This window comes from Photobacterium sp. 53610 (assembly GCF_036409375.1).
In the GTDB taxonomy this organism is placed as follows: domain Bacteria; phylum Pseudomonadota; class Gammaproteobacteria; order Enterobacterales; family Vibrionaceae; genus Photobacterium.
The window spans coordinates 40,317-57,368 of sequence record NZ_JAXOFS010000007.1 but is presented as its reverse complement, the minus strand read 5'-3'; the positions used below and the strand labels follow the sequence as shown (position 1 = coordinate 57,368).

The window sequence follows — 17,052 nt, the reverse complement described above, 5'->3', positions numbered from 1 at the left end:
TATGCGTGCGTTGGAGAAAAAACTGATCCGCAATCTCTGGCAAATCCGGGGTCAGGTGCTGGCGATTGCCCTGGTCATTGCCGCTGCTGTTGCCATGATCGTGCTTTCCTCCGGGACTTACCGCTCCCTTGAGCTGACCCGAAACCTGTATTACGAGCAATACCGTTTTGCGGATGTCTTCGCCAGCCTCAAGCGTGCTCCGGACAGTACGCTGGCCGAAATCGGACAAATTTCCGGCGTGGTCAACGCAAGCACCAGCATCCGGGAATATGCGTTGCTGGACATGCCGGGGGTCATTGAACCTGTCCGGGGTCTGTTTATTTCCCTGCCGGAAGGGGTGAACCCACTCAATCAGCTGGTGCTGCGGTCTGGTCACTGGCCCGAGGCTGATTCAACGGAACAGGTGCTGGTGCATGAAGCCTTTGCTCAGGCCCACGATTTGCATCCGGGTGATCTGATCCATGCGACAATTTACGGAAAACAGCATCATTTTAAGGTCGCGGGTATCGCCTTATCCCCTGAGTTTGTCTATGCGCTCGGTCCCGGTGATTTGATTCCGGATAACAAACGTTTTGGGATTTTCTGGATGAACCGGGACGCGCTGGCGTCAGCAGGGAATCTGAAAGGTGCATTTAATGAAGTTGCGCTGAAACTCAGCCCCGCCGCCAATCCGGACGAAGTGGTTGCCGGGCTTGACCGGATCCTCAGGCGCTACGGGGGGACCGGCGCCTTCACCCGGGAAGATCAGCGATCTGATTCCTTTATCAGCAGTGAGCTGAAGGAACTGAAATCCATGACCCGCATTATGCCTCCGATTTTTTTGGGGACCGCGGTTTTTCTGCTGAACATTGCCATCGGCCGACTGGTGGAAACGGAGCGCGGACAGCTCGGTCTTCTGAAAGCCATCGGTTACAGTGATAACGCGATCGGATTTCACTATTTGCAAACGGCGCTGGTTATAGCCTGTGTCGGGATTCTGATTGGTTGGCCCTCAGGGCTGTGGATGGGGCACGGCATGGCGGAATTGTACATCGCCTATTTTAAGTTTCCCGTGCTGCGTTACCATATCACCCCCGGTGTTTTTCTCGGGGCGGCCACAATCAGTCTGGCCGCGGCTGGTCTGGGCGCCCTGGCTGCGATTCGCAAGGCGGTCCGGCTGCCACCGGCTGTTGCGATGGCACCGCCGCCCCCGCCGCTGTATCAGACCGGGCTCGGCGAAAAAATAGGGCTGTTTCGCGGGATCACACCATCCGGCCGAATGGTGGTGCGGCATCTTGTGCGCTGGCCGTTCCGTTCGGGGTTAACTGTGCTTGGGGTGACACTGTCGATCGCTTTGCTCCTGTCGACGCTGAATTTTTTCGACTCGATTGATGTCATGCTTGAATCGTTTTTCCATCGCAATAACCGTCAGGACTTGACGATCAGTTTTACGGAAATCAGGCCAGACAGCGCCGCAGCAGATATCCGCCATCTGGATGGTGTGCTGAAGGTTGAGTTACAGCGCAATGTCTCTGCCCGTCTGGTGGCCGGGCATCTTTCGAAACGGACGGCCATTCAGGGGCTGGATCCGGACGCTGAACTGAGTCAGCCACTGGACATTGACGGTCGAAAAATCTTTTTGCCTGCACAAGGCGTTGTGCTGAATGAATGGCTGGCCCGGTACCTGAATATCCGGCAGGGCGACTTGATGCGCATTGAAATACTGGAAGGCCGGATGCCGGAATTCCGGGTTCCCGTCACCGGCGTCAGCAAGGAATACGTCGGGTTGTCCGCATACACCAGCCGGACGACACTCAATCGTTATCTTCGTGACGGACCGGTGGCGAATACGGCGATCGTCACGGTCGATGCCTCTAAACTAGAATCTATTTACAGGAAAATCAGAGAGATGCCTTTTGTGGCCGGTGTTACGGCGCTGGATGTGTCAGAGGCACTGTTTCGCAGGTTGATCCAGCAGAACCTGTTCACCATCGTGACATTTTATGTGCTGTTTGCATCGGTGCTGGCGTTTGGGGTCGTGTATAACAATGCGCGCCTGACCCTGATTGAACGCTCCCGGGAGTTTTCCCTGCTGCGTGTGCTTGGTTTTCATCAACGAGAAGTCGCATGGATTCTGGGCGGCGAAGTCGCGTTGCTGACTCTTCTGGCACTGCCTTTGGGATGCATTCTCGGATACGGACTGGTCCGGCTGATAGTGACTTTTTTTGCGTCCGATCTTTACCGTATTCCGTTTGCGATCGAACCATCAACTTATGGCTATGCCGTGCTTGTGATTTTGATTGCCGCCATTTTCAGCGGCCTGCTGGCGCTCTATCGTCTCGGAGAGCTTGACCTGCTCAGCGTGCTCAAGGAAAGGGAATAGCCTATGCCGTTCAGGAAATACCGCTGGACTTTACTGTTTATCTTGCTGCTGGTTGCTGGTCTGACCTTCGCGTTCTGGCCCCGAGCGATCGACGTTGAAGTCGTGATGGTGACGGAAGGGCCGATGACAGAAACCGTCGATGATGATGCCATCACCCGCGTGAAAGAGGTCTATACCCTGACCGCGCCGGTATCCGGCCGTTTGTTGCGGATTGAAAAAGATGCCGGTGATGACGTGACCACCGGTGCTGTATTGGCGGTTTTGCAGCCTGCAGTATCACCGTTGCTGGATGCCCGGACGCAACTTGAACGTGCATCGGCCATGCATGCGGCGGAAGAGTCAAGGGATGCAGCCAGGGCACAGGTGAAAAGCGCCTTAGCCCGTCTTGAATATGCCCGGATTGATTTTAAGCGGGCCGGGAAGCTTGCGCAGAAGGATGCGGTGTCGATCGACAGGCAGGATCAGGCCCGGCAGGTTTTACGTGCGGCGGAAGCGGGACTGACGACGGCAGAGTCGGTTCTGTTGCAAAAAGAAGCTGAATTTCAGCAGGCGAAGGCTGCACTGCTGCAACCTGGTGAGGCAGCAGCAGTCCGGCAGTCTCAAGTCGAGATCATCGCACCGGCCGATGGAAAAATTTTGCGGATTTTTCAGGAGAGTGAAGCCGTCGTGGCGGCGGGGACACCTTTGATGGAAACCGGCGATCCGGACAATCTCGAAATCGCTGCTGACCTGTTATCGCGCGATGCCGTGCGGATTCAGCCCGGTGATCACGTAGATATCGATAACTGGGGTGGCGCAGGCGTCTTAAATGGCACTGTTCGCCGGATAGAACCGGCAGGCACCACCAAAGTTTCTTCGCTTGGCATCGAGGAGCAGCGCGTGAACGTGCTTATCGATTTTTCTGATCCAAAGGACAAATGGGCGGCGCTTGGCCACGGTTTTCAGGTGGATGTGCGCATTGCAGTCTGGCATGGCGATCACGTGCTGCGTGTTCCCATTGCTGCGATTTTCCGTCATGGCCGTGACTGGGCCGTATTCAGAGATGATGATGGCCGCGCGCGTTTGCAGGCCATTCAGATCGGCCATCTTACAGGTCAGTATGCCGAAGTGCTGGCAGGGCTCTCTGTCGGCGATCAAGTGATCGCCTATCCCAGTGACCGGGTTCAGGACGGTGTGATGATACGCACGGTGATACAGACGCCATGAACCCGCGTGGGCACCAACGGTGGGATGTGGCAGAAAGCCCGTTGATACCCGCTGACTCAGGCCAGGGCTTCGGATGCTTCCCACTCCGCTTTACTCATATGAAAAAGCAAACTTGCCGGCGCATCTTTGACATCCTGAATGGTTTGTTCGTTTCGGAATCCTGATTTTTTCAGCACTTGCAGGGATGCGAGGTGGTTTGCCCGGACTCGGGCTGAAATTTGTTCAAGCTCTAAATCGACAAAACCGAATGACAGCGCCCATTTTGAAAATTCCGTCGCATACCCTTTTCCCCAGGACGCTGTGCTCAGCCGGTAGCCCAGGTTATTCATCGTTTTTCCCTCAAACTCAAAGAGACTCAGGCCACCAAAACCAATCACGCTTTCTGGTTCTTTTCGGGTTGCGATTGCCCACATACCAAAACCGTGCGCGTTCCAGTGCTCAAGCCAGCGGCACATTACAGATACAGCATACTGGATATTCGGAAATGGCCCGGCAGGGTTGAAACGATTGGTTTCCGGGTCGCCATAGATAGCGAATAAATCTTCAACATCGGTCTGACTTACGGGACGCATCATGAGTCTTTCTGAATACAACACAATGATTTCCTTATAATTTGTGTGATATGCACAGAGGCCTTGAAAGGCATTCATCCTACTGGGTTGTTGAATATGTGTAAATTATCATTAGTTGAATGCAATCAATCGGTTAAGTGCCCTTGCAGCGCCGCTGAGCATGGCAAAACCAATGGGGAGGTTTGAAATTGGGCTCTGAGATTGAAGCCGAAGCACATCAATTACGCGAAATTGGAATACAGGTTAAGAAATTGGCTTTTTATGATTTGAATCATGGCCTTATGCACTGAAGATAGGGCAATGAAAAAGGCGGTTGAAACTGATTTTAATGTCACCTCATGTTTAGCCTTTTCATTGTTCAACATTGACTCCAGAACTGCAGGTATCGTGTGAAAAAACTCAAATTCGTCCTTCCCATGTCGCTCCTTTTGAGCCTCTCTCCGACCGTTTCCGCATCGACATTCGCACCGGCTGGTGTGTGGTCCGGTACGATCGGTAAGTCTTCCATCAAAGTGTGCTTTCAGGATTCAGGTCAGCAGGCGATTTACTATTATCAGCGCTATAAAACGCCGATTACGCTGACCCTGAAAGATGGATTCTGGATCGAACAGGGTGATACCGGCCGCTGGGAACTCACCGGTCAGCCAGGCAATCACATTTCAGGGCAGTGGTCTACCGTATCAGGGACCTCGTCTTTACCTTTGTCTCTGAAATTTGAATACCATGATCTCGATAAAAATTGCGGGGAAGAGGAATTTCTTTCTGCGCTGCAAAAAACACTCAAATGGAAGAAAGGAGAGTGGAAAGACTGGTTCGGCTGGCAATACAGGGACGTCGCTTATGGGGGAGACAATTCAATTGAACTGGCTGCCAACTTTCCGAGCAGCCAGGCGATCAATGCAGCTTTAAATGCACGTGTCACCTCTGAGGAAAATGTCGAACGGCAACTGGAGACGCTGGAGAGTTTTTTGCAGGGGAATGGTTTAGCGAAGTACGACGAAACATCGGTCAGCCCCGTTTTTCTGAATGGCTTGTGGCTGGGCGTACGTTTCTACTCGTGGGCGGTAGGCACAGGATCGAGAGGCATCAGCTACCATACAAGCTACTTTTCACTGGCGACCGGCGAGGAAATTAATCCCTGGCGTTGGTTTATGGCAATACCGGTGAATCAATCACGTTATGACAATCCATATTCGCACCCGCTTCCTGAAACGATACAGGCGAAGTATGGCCGAAAGGAATCAGAAGCCTCAGAATTTGAGGAGTGTAATCTTTCTGAGCATGGTCATTACCAAATCAGCCTAAGAAATGATGGCCTTTTGTTTTGGGAACGAGCCATTGGTGATGGTTGTGAACGGGAGTTTTTCCTGACGCCTGAAGAAGCGATGTCGTTCGCCAATGCTGAGGGGAAAAAAGCCCTCAGCGTGTTTGCAAAACTGATGGAGCAAAATCAGCGGGATTATTAGTGGTCATGATGGTGTGATTTCGAAAGGGGTGTGGCCAGTCACTGGTGGCTGGCCACAGACAAAAATTGGAGAACGGTCACTGATTGAGTTGCGAAGTCACTTCTGTCAGTGTGCCGTTTTCCTGATGCTTTTTCTGCCAAGTGATGAATGTGGTGAAGTGGAATCGGTACAGTCTGTTATCTCTTGTTATATCGATAATATTGCAATAATAAAGTGATCAATAATGAGGCGGACTGGAACAAAATATAGGGGTCTTTCAGTTTTTTAATCTCATCAATATCACTGATGAGATAATATTCAGCAGCAATGATGACACCACAGATTAATGCTGTCATCGATAATACATCACTTAATTTTTTTGTGTTTGAGAAGTTCCAGATTCTTTTCGAGATAAATAGTGTTAGAAATGATCCAGAAAGAAATAAAGTCATTGCTATCGGCATATCATCGCTATTATTGTTGAAAATCCCCTCTGCAACAGTCATTGAAAGGAAAAGCGTTAATGCGCCGATCACATTAAAAACAATGAATCCTTGCAGGGTAAGCATCAACATTTTTACTGGATTTTTTGTATTGACGTTTGTCACATGATCTCCTTTTGTGAATGATTGCTAGGTGCCAGATACAGAGATGTATTCCCTATGAAACCTGATGTTCTATAGCGACTGTGGCTGTGTAACTCTTTAATGATCAAATGTATTTTTATTTATAGAACGAAGGTCATGGCTGGTTATAGTCGAAGAATAAAATTGAAGGCCATTTTGGGGCGTAATATTAGTCATGGCTCTGAAAACCATTGCTCCAGAAACGCAATACATTGAATGACGGTGGCTGGAACGAAATGTCTGGCTGGGTAGAGGGCATACAGTGTGAGAGAAGGCTTTTGTACGTCTTTCAGGACTTCGACTACTTCTCCGTTTTTTAACGCGTCCCGGCACACGAAATCTGGCAGAAATCCGACGCCCTGATCGGCCTTGATCACCTCTAACATAAACAGGGTGCTGTTCACGCGTAATGACCCTTTGATGGGAATCCCATCTTCGATGGGCCAGACATTTTTCCCTTTGAAGTAGGCGTATTCAAAGCAATTGTGGTGGAGGAGATCTTTGGGGTGCTCAATGCTGCCATGGCGATCCAGATATCGTTGGGATGCGCAGATCCGGTACTGAAACGTTGTCAGTGGCCGACCCACGTAACTGGAGTCAAACGGACGGCTGGCTGCGCGAAATCCGAGATCAAACCCCTGCTCAACCAAGTCGACATCTTCATCGCCAAGGTGAATGTCTAAATCAATGTCGGGGAACTGGCGCATAAAATCGGCAAACATATCTGCCAGATCGGTGATCCCCAGTACCATCGGCGCATTGACCCTGAGCTTGCCCCGGGGTGTCTGTTGCAGCGATTGCACAAAGGCATCGGCTTCATTGATATCCGCCAGGATTTTCCGGGCCCGCTGTAAATACGCTTCCCCTGCATGGGTGAGCTGAACATTGCGCGTTGTTCTGTGCAGCAGGCGGACCCCAAGTTCATCCTCGAGCCGACCAATTTCTTTACTGATCATAGATTTGGACGTGTTGTTTTGCTCGGCAACCCGCGTAAAACTGCCTAAATCTGCCAGACGCACAAAGAGCGCCATTCCCCGGAGTTTATTCAAAGCTTTCGTATTCCCTGTTGATGTTGACTGTTTCCATTTTGCGAACATTCAGTTCACATTGTCACTATATATAAAGCACCTTCATCACCATACACTTTTCTCCATCGTCCGGTTTGATGTTTAAGTGGCTGTGCGGACGAACTGAGTTCAGGGAGCCGGAATGGCTCACATCACCAAACAGAACAGGAGAAACACCATGTATACGCTTTATTTCGTGCCAGGCGCTTGCTCACTGGCCACTCAGGTTGTCCTTCGTGAACTGGGTCAGGACGTCACGCTCATTCAGAAACAACAGGTCGCCGATTTCACGGCCATCAACCCGGCGGGCACAGTGCCGGTCGTGATCGATGGTGACAGAACCTTAAGCGAAGGGGCTGCCGTGATGATTTATCTGCTTACAAAACATCAAAGCCCGATGTTACCGGTGTATGACCTAACGGCGAGACAACAGGCGATTCAGGACATCATGTTTGCCAATGCAACCATGCATCCGGCCTATGGCCGATTGTTTTTTGCCTTAAGTGCAATCGAAAATCAGACGCAGCGACAAGCTTTTTTCGACAGTGCGGCGACTGCAATTAATCAGCTCTGGCTGGTGGTTGAGAAACGGCTGGAATCGTCGCCATTTCTCGGCGGTGAACAGGTTTCGGCCGCGGATATTATGCTGGCCGTTTATTCTCGCTGGGGCGCCAGTTTTCCGGTCAGCATTGTGATTCCGGAGAAAGTACAGTTCATGATTGACCACGTGATTGCCATGCCGAACTTCCAGAAAGCACTCCAGGCTGAACAAGCCGTTCCAGAGTTTGCATGAGCCAGAGGAGCTTGCCCTTGAATTTGCACAACATCCGTCATCGGGATCTCGATCAGGTCACGGAAATCATTCAGACCTATTTTGAAGGGATTCATCACGGCGATACCGAAAAACTCAGCAGCATTTTTCATGCGGATGCAGTTCTGAAAGCACCGGACTTAAGACGAAGCGTCGAAGTATGGCTTGAGGTTGTCCGCTCACGCGAGAAACCCCATACGCTGGGTGCTGAATTTGCTTACCGCATTTTATCGGCCGATGTGATCGGTGATCAGGCCATGGTGAAAGTGTTGTGTCCGCTGCTGGGTCACACCTACATCGACTTTCTTGGCTTGCTGAAAGAAAACGGCCAGTGGCGTATCGTCAACAAAATGTACGCTGATCTGGCATCAAACTGAGGAGAAGGCACATGCCTTATATCAACATTAAACTGACCGATGAAGGCGTTACAAAAGCCCAGAAACAGGCGCTGATTCGAGGCGCGACACAACTGGTGGTTGAGGTACTCAATAAGAATCCTGAAACCACGTTTGTGGTGATTGATGAAGTGAGTACGGACAATTGGGGTATTGGGTATGAGCAGGTGACTGAGTTGCGGAGAAGCGTGGGGCGGTAGTGTTGATTTTTTGGGGCTGTCGGCGTGTTGGGCGCCGACAGCCTAAACATTCACCCATGAATTTTTCCCAGGGGGTTGTGTGAATCTTGGTTTTTAAACTCGTGGTCAGACAAAAGTGTGTCAGGGGTTTTGTTCATTTAGTATTTCAAGCAATGTCTCAAGTATAGGAGGATGCGATAGGTAAAAAGCAATCCCTGCCTCCTTGAACAGCGCCTAATTTAAAACCGCAGAAACAAAAAAGCGTTAGCAAACCCTACTCTGCTAACGCTTTGAATCAACGGAACATCATGTTACTTATGACGAACATGTTTAAGTTGAACGATTACGCTTAGTTTGACTCTTCATCAATGTCGCAATCAGTACAACTTTGGAGTGCGATTTCGTGTTCAAAGACTGCTGAATCGTTACCTTCTGCCAGTAGTTCTGCTATTTCATCCGCGACTTCTTGCTCATCTTCCGCTTCAACTTGATCCGCGAGTTCTTCTTCTGAGTAACCATAGAAATTCAGCAATAAGTAATCACGCGCTTCCTCTTTCGTACAAGTCACGTTCACCGAAAGATCTGGCTCAACGTTGCCTTGCGCGATAATCGCAGCCACTTGCGCTAGGACATCATCTTTCATCGCAACCGTTAACCAACCCAGATCAGTGCTTACGGTGGTTTTTTTACAGTTAAAACAAGGCAATTGATGAAAGTAATATTGAAAAGCAGTCATAGATAATTTCTTCATTGAGTGTTGTATAGCAAGATTATGCGCGTTTTCTAGCAAAATACTATCTCTATTGACATTGAAGAGTGGATTGCGCTGGATGATGTGGGGCAGGGTGCAGATCGGGGAACACTGATCACTCCGTTAATGCTAAAGACATGGTTTATAGGCTTACCACCGCCATGTTAATCTGTAGCGGCCTAAAAGATAAATGGACATAAATGTGCCAGTACTTTTGCTAATTCAGCAAACCACCATTAACTACAGGTATTGCAAAGAGAGTTGTGGACAGCTAGCGCGAGCAGTAGACTTGCGCTAGCTAGAACGCCTGACTTTGGGTGCGCACTAAATATGAACCTTTGATTCTGCTACCGCAAAATCGATATTTAATTTGATGGAGATAGATAATGAACGGCAGTTGGGCTAACTTCTTTCCGTACTTTGCTGGAGCTTTTAAGCTTATTGTATTAGCTATTGGAGCCTACTTCGCTATTAAATGGCATTTTGATGAAGAGAGGAGGGTGAGGAAAGCTGAAGGCGTGGTATTTGATAAACAAAGCTCCATGAAAAAGTTGGCAATGATGCTCGCCCTCCCAGTCCTTCTCACTCTTCTCGTCCTTCTAGTGATTTATGCGACGAACTGGTATCTCGACTGACGGGCTTTATTGATACGATCAATGTTTAGCGATTTCAAATAGTGTACTCACACTGTTAAGAGGCTTGTCCGATAAAATAGATCATGCTTCTGCTTTACCCAAGGATACTTTTTCCAGACCCAGTTAATGTTAGCCATCAGATAAAATAGGTCAATCAAGATACAAAATGTTGGATCAGCTTTTAAGCTCTAAATTGGTTTGGGGCAAATTACGAGTTAGAGTTTAAGCAAACCCACACCCCAGGGAAAAATTCATGGGTGAATTTTTAGGTTGTCGGCGATGGGAGGCCTACACCCGGCCCGGTCAACATTAGAGAACCAAAAGGCATGTCTGGGTACGCTTTGTGCCAGCAAAGCGTATCTGGCGCGCCCCCAAATGCTGAGGGGCACTGCAGAAATGATACGAGACATGCAGAGCCCTCAAATGATTGCCTCACATCACCTGCGTCAGCCGCGAAATCATCCCCTGAATCGCCCGCATTTGCGGCGCATCTTTGGTGTAGTAGTTATACGGTGGTTGCCCCATGGTGCCGTAGCCCCAGAAATCCCAGCAGCCGCGGGGGTTGTAAGGGACAAACTCAGACTTTTTCACCTGCGGGAAAAGCACGATGATGTTGTTAGTGTCGGCGACTTCCAAATAGCCGGTTTCGGTGACATAAGTGGTGCCGATGACGGAAATCCCCTGGCGGCAGCCATGCACAGAGACATGAACTTTGCAGGATTCGCTGCGACAGCTTTTCGGAATATACACATAAGCCGTGTTGTCCATGCTGGTCAGGGAGGTATCGAAGAATTCGCTCTGATCAAACGCAATCAATTCGCCGGTAAGGCTGGTTGCCGGGGCTTTCAACGGGCCGTAGATGTGCTCCAGAATCCGCTGCGCCTGATGCAGGTTACAGTGATTGATGTAGGGCGACTGGGTGATATCACAGGCGGTATCAGCCGGATCGTTGGTGATAAAGGCATGTCCGGCATCCACACTCTTGTCATAGTGAATCTGTGAAAGCGGCACATCCAGCTTTTGATAAAACGCTTTCGCGGTGTCCACCACGCCCGTCACTACAGTTTCATCCAGTCTGCCGGAAAACAGGTAAACCTGGTCATCTCTGATATTGTTCGTGTCATCAATCCGGCCATTTTCTGCGGTGACTTTTGCCAGTTCCGACAGGTAGCTACTGTTGGGAAATAGCGTCGACGGACAAACACCCAGTGCGTTTTGGCACGGATTCATGCAGGTGGTGGTGGCGTTGACCAGCGGGTTGACGAAGGGGTTGTTGCCTGCGCAGTTCCAGGGGCCACCGGCGACAATCCCGACACCCATCAGTGATTCGGAATAGGCGATATGGAACTGGGCTGCCATAAAGCCGCCGGATGAGAGGCCGGAGATAGAGGTTTGATCGGTCCGGGCGTTCATGGGGGGCAGTTGCACGGTGGCTGCTTTGAGGTGGGCGCTGCAAAGCACGAGCATCAGCCCGAAGGTGAACAGAGAAAAGTGAATGGGGGATTGCTGTCCGAACATGGTGCCTCCTGCCGTTGTGTGACGTCCTGTCTGATGAGTCAATATGCGTTAGGAGTATAGGCTGGATTATGTGTGATGTTGCGTAAGTGTGAATTGCAGATATGTTGACAAAATGGGCAGCAAAAAAAAGTGGCTGATGATTCAGCCACTTTCAGTCCAGAAGATAATGGGAGATGCTCTGGGTTTACATCTGTGAAACCTGAATGGCTCTCTGGGTGCCGCCGAGACGGCGAAGCCATTTCATCACCGGGCGTTCGATCAGGTGGTAACTCATTGCGGAGACGGCCAGTAAAAGCACGGTGAAAGCCAGAATGCCCATGATGAGGGTCGGTCCATCGGTCTGGGCATACCACCAGGTTGTCCAGTCCGGATTGATGTGATGGATTATTTCTACACCAGCCAGCAGGATGACGGTGTGCCACAGGTAGATCGAATAGGAAATATCGCCCAGATACTGTGTGATCCGGTTATCCAGCACAGACTGCATGACGGATGGCCGCTGAATCTGATGTGCACCCGCCAGAACCAGCAGGGCAAACAGAACATAGGTGATCATCGTCGTGCTGTCAGTCGTGCTGAAATGCAGAACGGTCATCAGCGCTGCAATCAGAACAACAAGAAGGATATCCTGATTCATCCAGTGTTTGGCACGCACAGAAATTTGAATCCGGCAGAGCCACATCCCGAAAGAAAAACCGCACAGGCCGCGCAGGAAGGCTTGGTAAGTCGCTGTAATATCGAGGTTCCCTTTCAGGTACACCAATGTGCCAACCGTCATGAAAACTGCAAAAGGCACCCAGGCACTGCGTTTGGCGGACGGTCGCATCGCCAGCACCAGTAAAGGAAAGACCAGATAGCAGAGCCATTCAATACTCAGTGACCAGCCAGCAATATTCCAGCTCAGGGGCTGGCTGGTGATGCCGTTCAGTAACAGCAGATTCGGTAATATGGCTTCGGTGCGATTGAAAGGTCCGGCAAACGGCGGAATGCCACTGGCACCCCAGGCTTCGAATAAGGCACCACCATAGAACCCAATCTGGTGTTGCGATTTGTAATATTCCCAGAGGAAGAGCACCGTAAAAGTGATGAAGAACAGCGGGTAAATCCTGCTGAAGCGCAGCCACAAAAAGGCGCGCCATCTGGGCAGGTTGCTCCCGTTGGCAAATGCAGGCTGATAAACGTGCATCATCACAAAGCCGCTCAGCATGAAAAAGATATCGACCCAGAGATAGCCATTTTCCAGAAACTGCGTGACACCGGCGATCGCTTCTTTCCATTGCGGAAATAAGATTAAACGGGCATGGAAAAAAGCGACGATCAGGGCGGCGATGCCGCGGATCGGCGTCAGGATCGGGAGTTGTCCTTGTTTGGCCTGCATATGAGTGTCCTCGTGCTGCGGTCAGTACCCGGCTGTTGGCTGTTTTTGAAGACTGTTATTTTACGATGCAAAATCATAGGTGTCTTGTTGCATTTGTCTGTTCACAGGCCAGAACCGGGAAACTGTGTGTCTGACAGGATTGCGGTTGTAACAGCATGAAACATCATCGGTTTGACGGGAAAATTGAGATGTTTCAGTGAACTGAAACGGAGGCTTGGTTACCGCCGGTATGAACCGGCGAAGCGACTCAGCTGCGTTGCAGGGTTTGCCGGATACAGTCGATGAACCAGGGATAGCGGGACGCCAGTTCCCTGTGGCGCTTCCGGACAAGGTACAGAGGCTCCCTGACATTGACGGTACGGTGCAGAATGCTTAATCCTTTCGAATAGGGGGACTCCAGAATGGTGCTTTCCGGGAGAACGGTAAAACCAAGTCCGAGCGAGACCGGCAGCAGAATCTGGCTGAGCTGATTGATGTAGCCATGCACCGGCAGTGTATCCGGCTGTAAGGAGAAGGGCAGGTCCAACAGCACACTGTCGAGATAACGGCGCGCATTGGGGTGATCGATCAACCCGGTTTCTGTCAGCAGGGCTTCTGATAAAGGGGATGTGTCCGGCGCGGCGGGAAAGACCAGACACAGAGTCTCTTCACCAATTTTCTCACTGTGAAAACGTGCCTGTGACTGTGCTTGGGTCAGCGGTTCGGCCACGATGCCGAGATCGACTTCATCCTGTTCCAGCAAGTGCAGGATACGCTGATCCGGTGCGGATTCGACGGCCACAGATAATGCCGGAAAGGCCTGCTGGCGTTGCAGAAACAGCGGATAAAGCTGATTTGCCAGTGTGCCGGACATCGCGAAACGGCAGGGACCGGCTTCCGGGTTATCCTGTAACAGCGCCTGTTGCAGGCGTTGTTCCTCTGCGGCCAGTGTCTGGCAGTGTTGGTAGAGCACGGTTCCTGCGTGCGTCAGCTCAAACCTCTTCCCGATCCGTATGAGCAGTGCCTGCCCAAGTTGTTGTTCCAGCTTGCGGATGTGCTGGCTGACCCCGGGTTGCGTCATATGAAGCCGGGCCGCGGTCTCAGTGAACTGGCCGACGTCGACCAGCGTCGCGAAGGTATGAAGCCATTGCCTGTTGAGTTTCATGGATAACAAATCGTGATGAAAATAAGAATAAATGATAATTTTTAATTCACTTTTTGGCGAATTAAAGTGGGACGCTCAACAACAGGAGGATTCCACTGATGAACACTGAAGCACAAACGCCTTATCCAAGAACGTTCTCTCATATCGGCATTTCGGTGCCGGATCTGGAAGCGGCGGTGACATTTTATACCGAGGTGCTGGGCTGGTATCTGATTATGCCGCCGACGGAAATCGTGGAGGATGACAGCGCTATCGGCGAAATGTGTACTGATGTCTTTGGCGAAGGCTGGGGACGTTTTCGGATTGCGCATCTGTCGACAGGCGATCGCATTGGGGTGGAACTGTTTCAGTTCGACAATCAGCAACAGCCGGAAAACAACTTTGAATACTGGAAGACCGGTGTGTTCCACTTCTGCGTGCAGGATCCGAATGTCGAGGAACTGGCGGAGCGTATTGTTGCCGCAGGCGGGAAAAAGCGCATGAAAGCACCGCGCTATTATTATCCGGGTGAGAAACCCTACCGCATGATTTATATGGAAGATCCGTTCGGGAACATTCTGGAAATTTACAGCCACAGTTATGAACTGCATTATGCCAGCGGCGCCTACAGCCACTGATCCGGGATGTTTCTTTGATTAACCGGTTAACAAAAAAGCCAGCATGAAGCTGGCTTTTTTTATGGTTCGATTCGGGTTCAATGCCTCAGGAAGCTACGGCTTCTTCGACAATATTTTCCGAAGTCGCCAGATGCAGGAAGTGCATGTGACGTTCGTACTGGGTGACCGCATCGGCAATGATCTGGTCTTTGGTGTAACCCATCACGTCATATTGCTGGCCGCCCTGCAGCAGGAAGACTTCAGCCCGGTAATAATCGTCGTAGGACTCATTCGCGTAGCTTGGCAGTGCGAAGTGACGCAGACGAATACCATAGGCGAAATCTTCGACTTCTTCTTTCTCGACCACCAGACGAACACGGGACTCATCCAGCACTTGCAGCTTCGCAGCCAGCCCCTGTGCTTTCATTTCATCGACCAGCGTTTTCAGTGCCGGTGTTGCCGTAGCCCTGATGAAGTTCTCGGCTTCTTCTTGCTTCGGATGGCTGACCAGTGCAGAAATCCGGGTTTTCCAGCTGACACTGTTTTGCGTGTACTGCAAGGTCGTGTTGTGGTTCTGAATACTGTTTTGCAGCATGTAGTCGTTTCGCAGCGCCTTGAACAGACAGTAACAGAACAGCAGCATCAGAATCATGATCGGAAAGGCACTGGCGATCGTCATGGTCTGCAGCGCCGACAAGCCGCCTGCAGCCAGCAGGGCCGCTGCAACCACACCTTCAATCACGGCCCAGAAAATACGCTGCCAGACCGGTGGCTCCGCGGCACCGCCTGAGGTCAGGGTATCGATGACCAGAGAGCCGGAGTCAGACGAGCTGACGAAGAAGGTAATGACCAGCGCCACACCAATGACTGACAGCACAGAAGACATCGGCATGTGTTCAAAGAACTTAAACAGCGCGACCGGGACGTTCTCACTGACCGCTTTGCTCAGGTAGTCGGCGCCGTGATTCATGATGGCATCAATCGCCGTGTTACCGAATGCCGTAAACCACAGGAAACCGAACAGTGACGGGATCAGCAGTACACCCACCAGGAATTCGCGGATGGTTCGGCCGCGTGAAATCCGGGCAATGAACATGCCCACGAACGGCGACCAGGAGACCCACCAGCCCCAGTACAGCAGCGTCCAGCCGCCAATCCAGTCTTCTTTCGGCTGATAGGCATACAGATTGAAGGTTTTGCTCACGATCTCACTCAGGTATGAGCCGGTATTCTGAACAAAAGATTTCATTATCATCGCCGTCGGGCCAGCCAGAATCACGACAGCCAGCAGCAGGACCGCCAGGAACATATTGATGTTTGACAGGCGTTTGATCCCGCCGTCCAGGCCCAGTACAACAGATGCCGTGGCAATCAGGGTAATGGCAGCGATCAGCATGACCTGCACGGTCGTGGTCTGAGGCAGATCAAACAGGTAGTGAAAACCTGCGTTGACCTGTACCACACCAAAGCCCAGCGAGGTGGCGACACCGAACAGCGTCCCGATCACGGCAAAGATATCGATCATATGACCAATCGGGCCGTAAATCCGTTCACCAATCAGCGGGTACAGTGCTGAACGTGGCAGCAAAGGCAGCTTGTGGCGGTAGGCAAAATACGCCATCGCCAGCGCGACCAGTGCGTAAATTCCCCAGGCGTGCAGACCCCAGTGGAAGAAGGTGATCTTCATGGCTTCACGGGCCGCTTCTACGGTTTGCGGGTCGCCGACCGGAGGAGAGGTGAAGTGCATGACAGGTTCTGCCACGCCAAAGAACATCAGACCGATCCCCATCCCGGCAGAGAACAGCATGGCCAGCCAAGAGGTATAGCTGTAGTCCGGTTCGGAATGATCCGGCCCGAGTTTAATATCTCCCAAACGGCTGAACATCACAAAAATGAGGAAGATCAGGAAGATGGCGACAGCCAGAATGTAAATCCAGCTTGCCTGGGCAATGATCCAGCCCTGAACGTTTTTGAAATAGGCTTCCATGGCCTGAGGCCACATCACACCAATGAAAGACAGTGCAGCGATAAAGATCGCCGAGGTAAAAAATACCGGTTTATTTAAATCTGACTTAATTCCCATAAATCCTTCAAATACTACGGTTAAGCGTCCGCCTTTGAGCCAACTCAGTGGCTGCGGCCAAACTATCAGTGCATGCAGCGTGAAAATACGGACAGCAAAGTTATCTGCATGAAGAGCAATATTCTGCTGATTGGCCTGCGCTCAGACAGAAAGGTGAAACTATCTTCTGAGTCAAAAGTGTAGAGATGTTAACAATAAACCACTTAGTATTCAAAGTGTGATCTAGGGTGTGTTTTCTTGAAATGTCTGATTTATTGAAGCAACTTATTGTTTTTCATGAGTTG

16 protein-coding genes are annotated in these 17,052 nt (G+C 50.8%); 8 read left to right on the top strand and 8 right to left on the bottom strand.

Going from position 1 to position 17,052, the window contains the following annotated elements:
• The first annotated feature begins 1 nt into the window (after window position 1).
• Together SPK40_RS16625 and SPK40_RS16620 are read left to right on the top strand one after the other, a co-directional pair.
• Window positions 2-2,362, top strand: coding sequence for an ABC transporter permease (locus SPK40_RS16625; protein ID WP_330961233.1), 2,361 nt, complete (start codon window positions 2-4; stop codon window positions 2,360-2,362).
• A 3-nt stretch (window positions 2,363-2,365) separates the two neighbouring features.
• Window positions 2,366-3,568 carry an efflux RND transporter periplasmic adaptor subunit gene (locus SPK40_RS16620; protein WP_330961232.1) on the top strand — a complete coding sequence of 401 codons (1,203 nt, stop codon included), beginning with the start codon at window positions 2,366-2,368 and terminating at the stop codon, window positions 3,566-3,568.
• A gap of 56 nt (window positions 3,569-3,624) precedes the next feature.
• Here the strand turns inward: SPK40_RS16620 and SPK40_RS16615 are convergent, their stop codons facing one another.
• Window positions 3,625-4,143, bottom strand: coding sequence for a GNAT family N-acetyltransferase (locus tag SPK40_RS16615; RefSeq protein WP_330961231.1), 519 nt, complete (start codon window positions 4,141-4,143; stop codon window positions 3,625-3,627).
• A 386-nt stretch (window positions 4,144-4,529) separates the two neighbouring features.
• Here SPK40_RS16615 and SPK40_RS16610 point away from each other — a divergent pair, with 386 nt between their 5' ends.
• Window positions 4,530-5,606 carry a hypothetical protein gene (locus SPK40_RS16610; protein ID WP_330961230.1) on the top strand — a complete coding sequence of 359 codons (1,077 nt, stop codon included), beginning with the start codon at window positions 4,530-4,532 and terminating at the stop codon, window positions 5,604-5,606.
• 176 nt (window positions 5,607-5,782) lie between these two features.
• Here SPK40_RS16610 and SPK40_RS16605 read toward each other — a convergent pair whose 3' ends face one another.
• Entirely contained in the window at window positions 5,783-6,193 is a 411-nt protein-coding gene (locus SPK40_RS16605) for a hypothetical protein (RefSeq protein WP_330961229.1), read from the bottom strand.
• Between the two features lie 191 nt (window positions 6,194-6,384).
• Window positions 6,385-7,260 carry a LysR family transcriptional regulator gene (locus tag SPK40_RS16600; protein ID WP_330961228.1) on the bottom strand — a complete coding sequence of 292 codons (876 nt, stop codon included), beginning with the start codon at window positions 7,258-7,260 and terminating at the stop codon, window positions 6,385-6,387.
• A gap of 196 nt (window positions 7,261-7,456) precedes the next feature.
• Between SPK40_RS16600 and SPK40_RS16595 the strand changes: the two genes are divergently transcribed.
• From SPK40_RS16595 to SPK40_RS16585, 3 genes are read left to right on the top strand one after another with little or no spacing between them, the layout of a single operon-like run.
• On the top strand, window positions 7,457-8,071 hold the full coding sequence (locus SPK40_RS16595; protein ID WP_330961227.1) for a glutathione S-transferase family protein: 615 nt from the start codon (window positions 7,457-7,459) through the stop codon (window positions 8,069-8,071).
• 17 nt (window positions 8,072-8,088) lie between these two features.
• On the top strand, window positions 8,089-8,466 hold the full coding sequence (locus SPK40_RS16590) for a nuclear transport factor 2 family protein (RefSeq protein ID WP_248143182.1): 378 nt from the start codon (window positions 8,089-8,091) through the stop codon (window positions 8,464-8,466).
• A gap of 11 nt (window positions 8,467-8,477) precedes the next feature.
• Window positions 8,478-8,684 carry a tautomerase family protein gene (locus SPK40_RS16585; protein ID WP_248143183.1) on the top strand — a complete coding sequence of 69 codons (207 nt, stop codon included), beginning with the start codon at window positions 8,478-8,480 and terminating at the stop codon, window positions 8,682-8,684.
• 328 nt (window positions 8,685-9,012) lie between these two features.
• Here SPK40_RS16585 and SPK40_RS16580 read toward each other — a convergent pair whose 3' ends face one another.
• The gene (locus tag SPK40_RS16580; RefSeq protein WP_248143185.1) at window positions 9,013-9,399 is read right to left on the bottom strand and encodes a hypothetical protein; all 387 of its coding nucleotides are present in this window, start codon (window positions 9,397-9,399) and stop codon (window positions 9,013-9,015) included.
• A 401-nt stretch (window positions 9,400-9,800) separates the two neighbouring features.
• On the opposite strand from SPK40_RS16580, the gene SPK40_RS16575 reads away from it, so the two are divergent.
• Entirely contained in the window at window positions 9,801-10,049 is a 249-nt protein-coding gene (locus SPK40_RS16575; protein WP_330961226.1) for a hypothetical protein, read from the top strand.
• A gap of 432 nt (window positions 10,050-10,481) precedes the next feature.
• On the opposite strand, the gene SPK40_RS16570 is transcribed toward SPK40_RS16575, so the two are convergent.
• The 3 genes from SPK40_RS16570 to SPK40_RS16560 all read right to left on the bottom strand — a co-directional run bounded on the left by SPK40_RS16570 (window position 10,482) and on the right by SPK40_RS16560 (window position 14,089).
• Window positions 10,482-11,567 (bottom strand): extracellular catalytic domain type 2 short-chain-length polyhydroxyalkanoate depolymerase, encoded by a 1,086-nt coding sequence (locus tag SPK40_RS16570; RefSeq protein WP_248143187.1) that lies wholly within the window; start codon window positions 11,565-11,567, stop codon window positions 10,482-10,484.
• Window positions 11,568-11,751: 184 nt separating this feature from the next.
• Window positions 11,752-12,945, bottom strand: a complete 1,194-nt coding sequence (locus tag SPK40_RS16565; protein ID WP_330961225.1) for an acyltransferase family protein — start codon at window positions 12,943-12,945, stop codon at window positions 11,752-11,754.
• 247 nt (window positions 12,946-13,192) lie between these two features.
• Window positions 13,193-14,089: a LysR family transcriptional regulator gene (locus SPK40_RS16560; protein WP_330961224.1), complete on the bottom strand. Its 897-nt coding sequence runs from the start codon at window positions 14,087-14,089 to the stop codon at window positions 13,193-13,195.
• Between the two features lie 98 nt (window positions 14,090-14,187).
• Here SPK40_RS16560 and SPK40_RS16555 point away from each other — a divergent pair, with 98 nt between their 5' ends.
• Window positions 14,188-14,706 (top strand): lactoylglutathione lyase family protein, encoded by a 519-nt coding sequence (locus SPK40_RS16555; protein WP_248143190.1) that lies wholly within the window; start codon window positions 14,188-14,190, stop codon window positions 14,704-14,706.
• 85 nt (window positions 14,707-14,791) lie between these two features.
• On the opposite strand, the gene SPK40_RS16550 is transcribed toward SPK40_RS16555, so the two are convergent.
• Complete coding sequence (locus SPK40_RS16550; protein ID WP_330961223.1) at window positions 14,792-16,768, bottom strand: BCCT family transporter; 1,977 nt, start codon at window positions 16,766-16,768, stop codon at window positions 14,792-14,794.
• Between the last annotated feature and the right edge of the window lie 284 nt (window positions 16,769-17,052).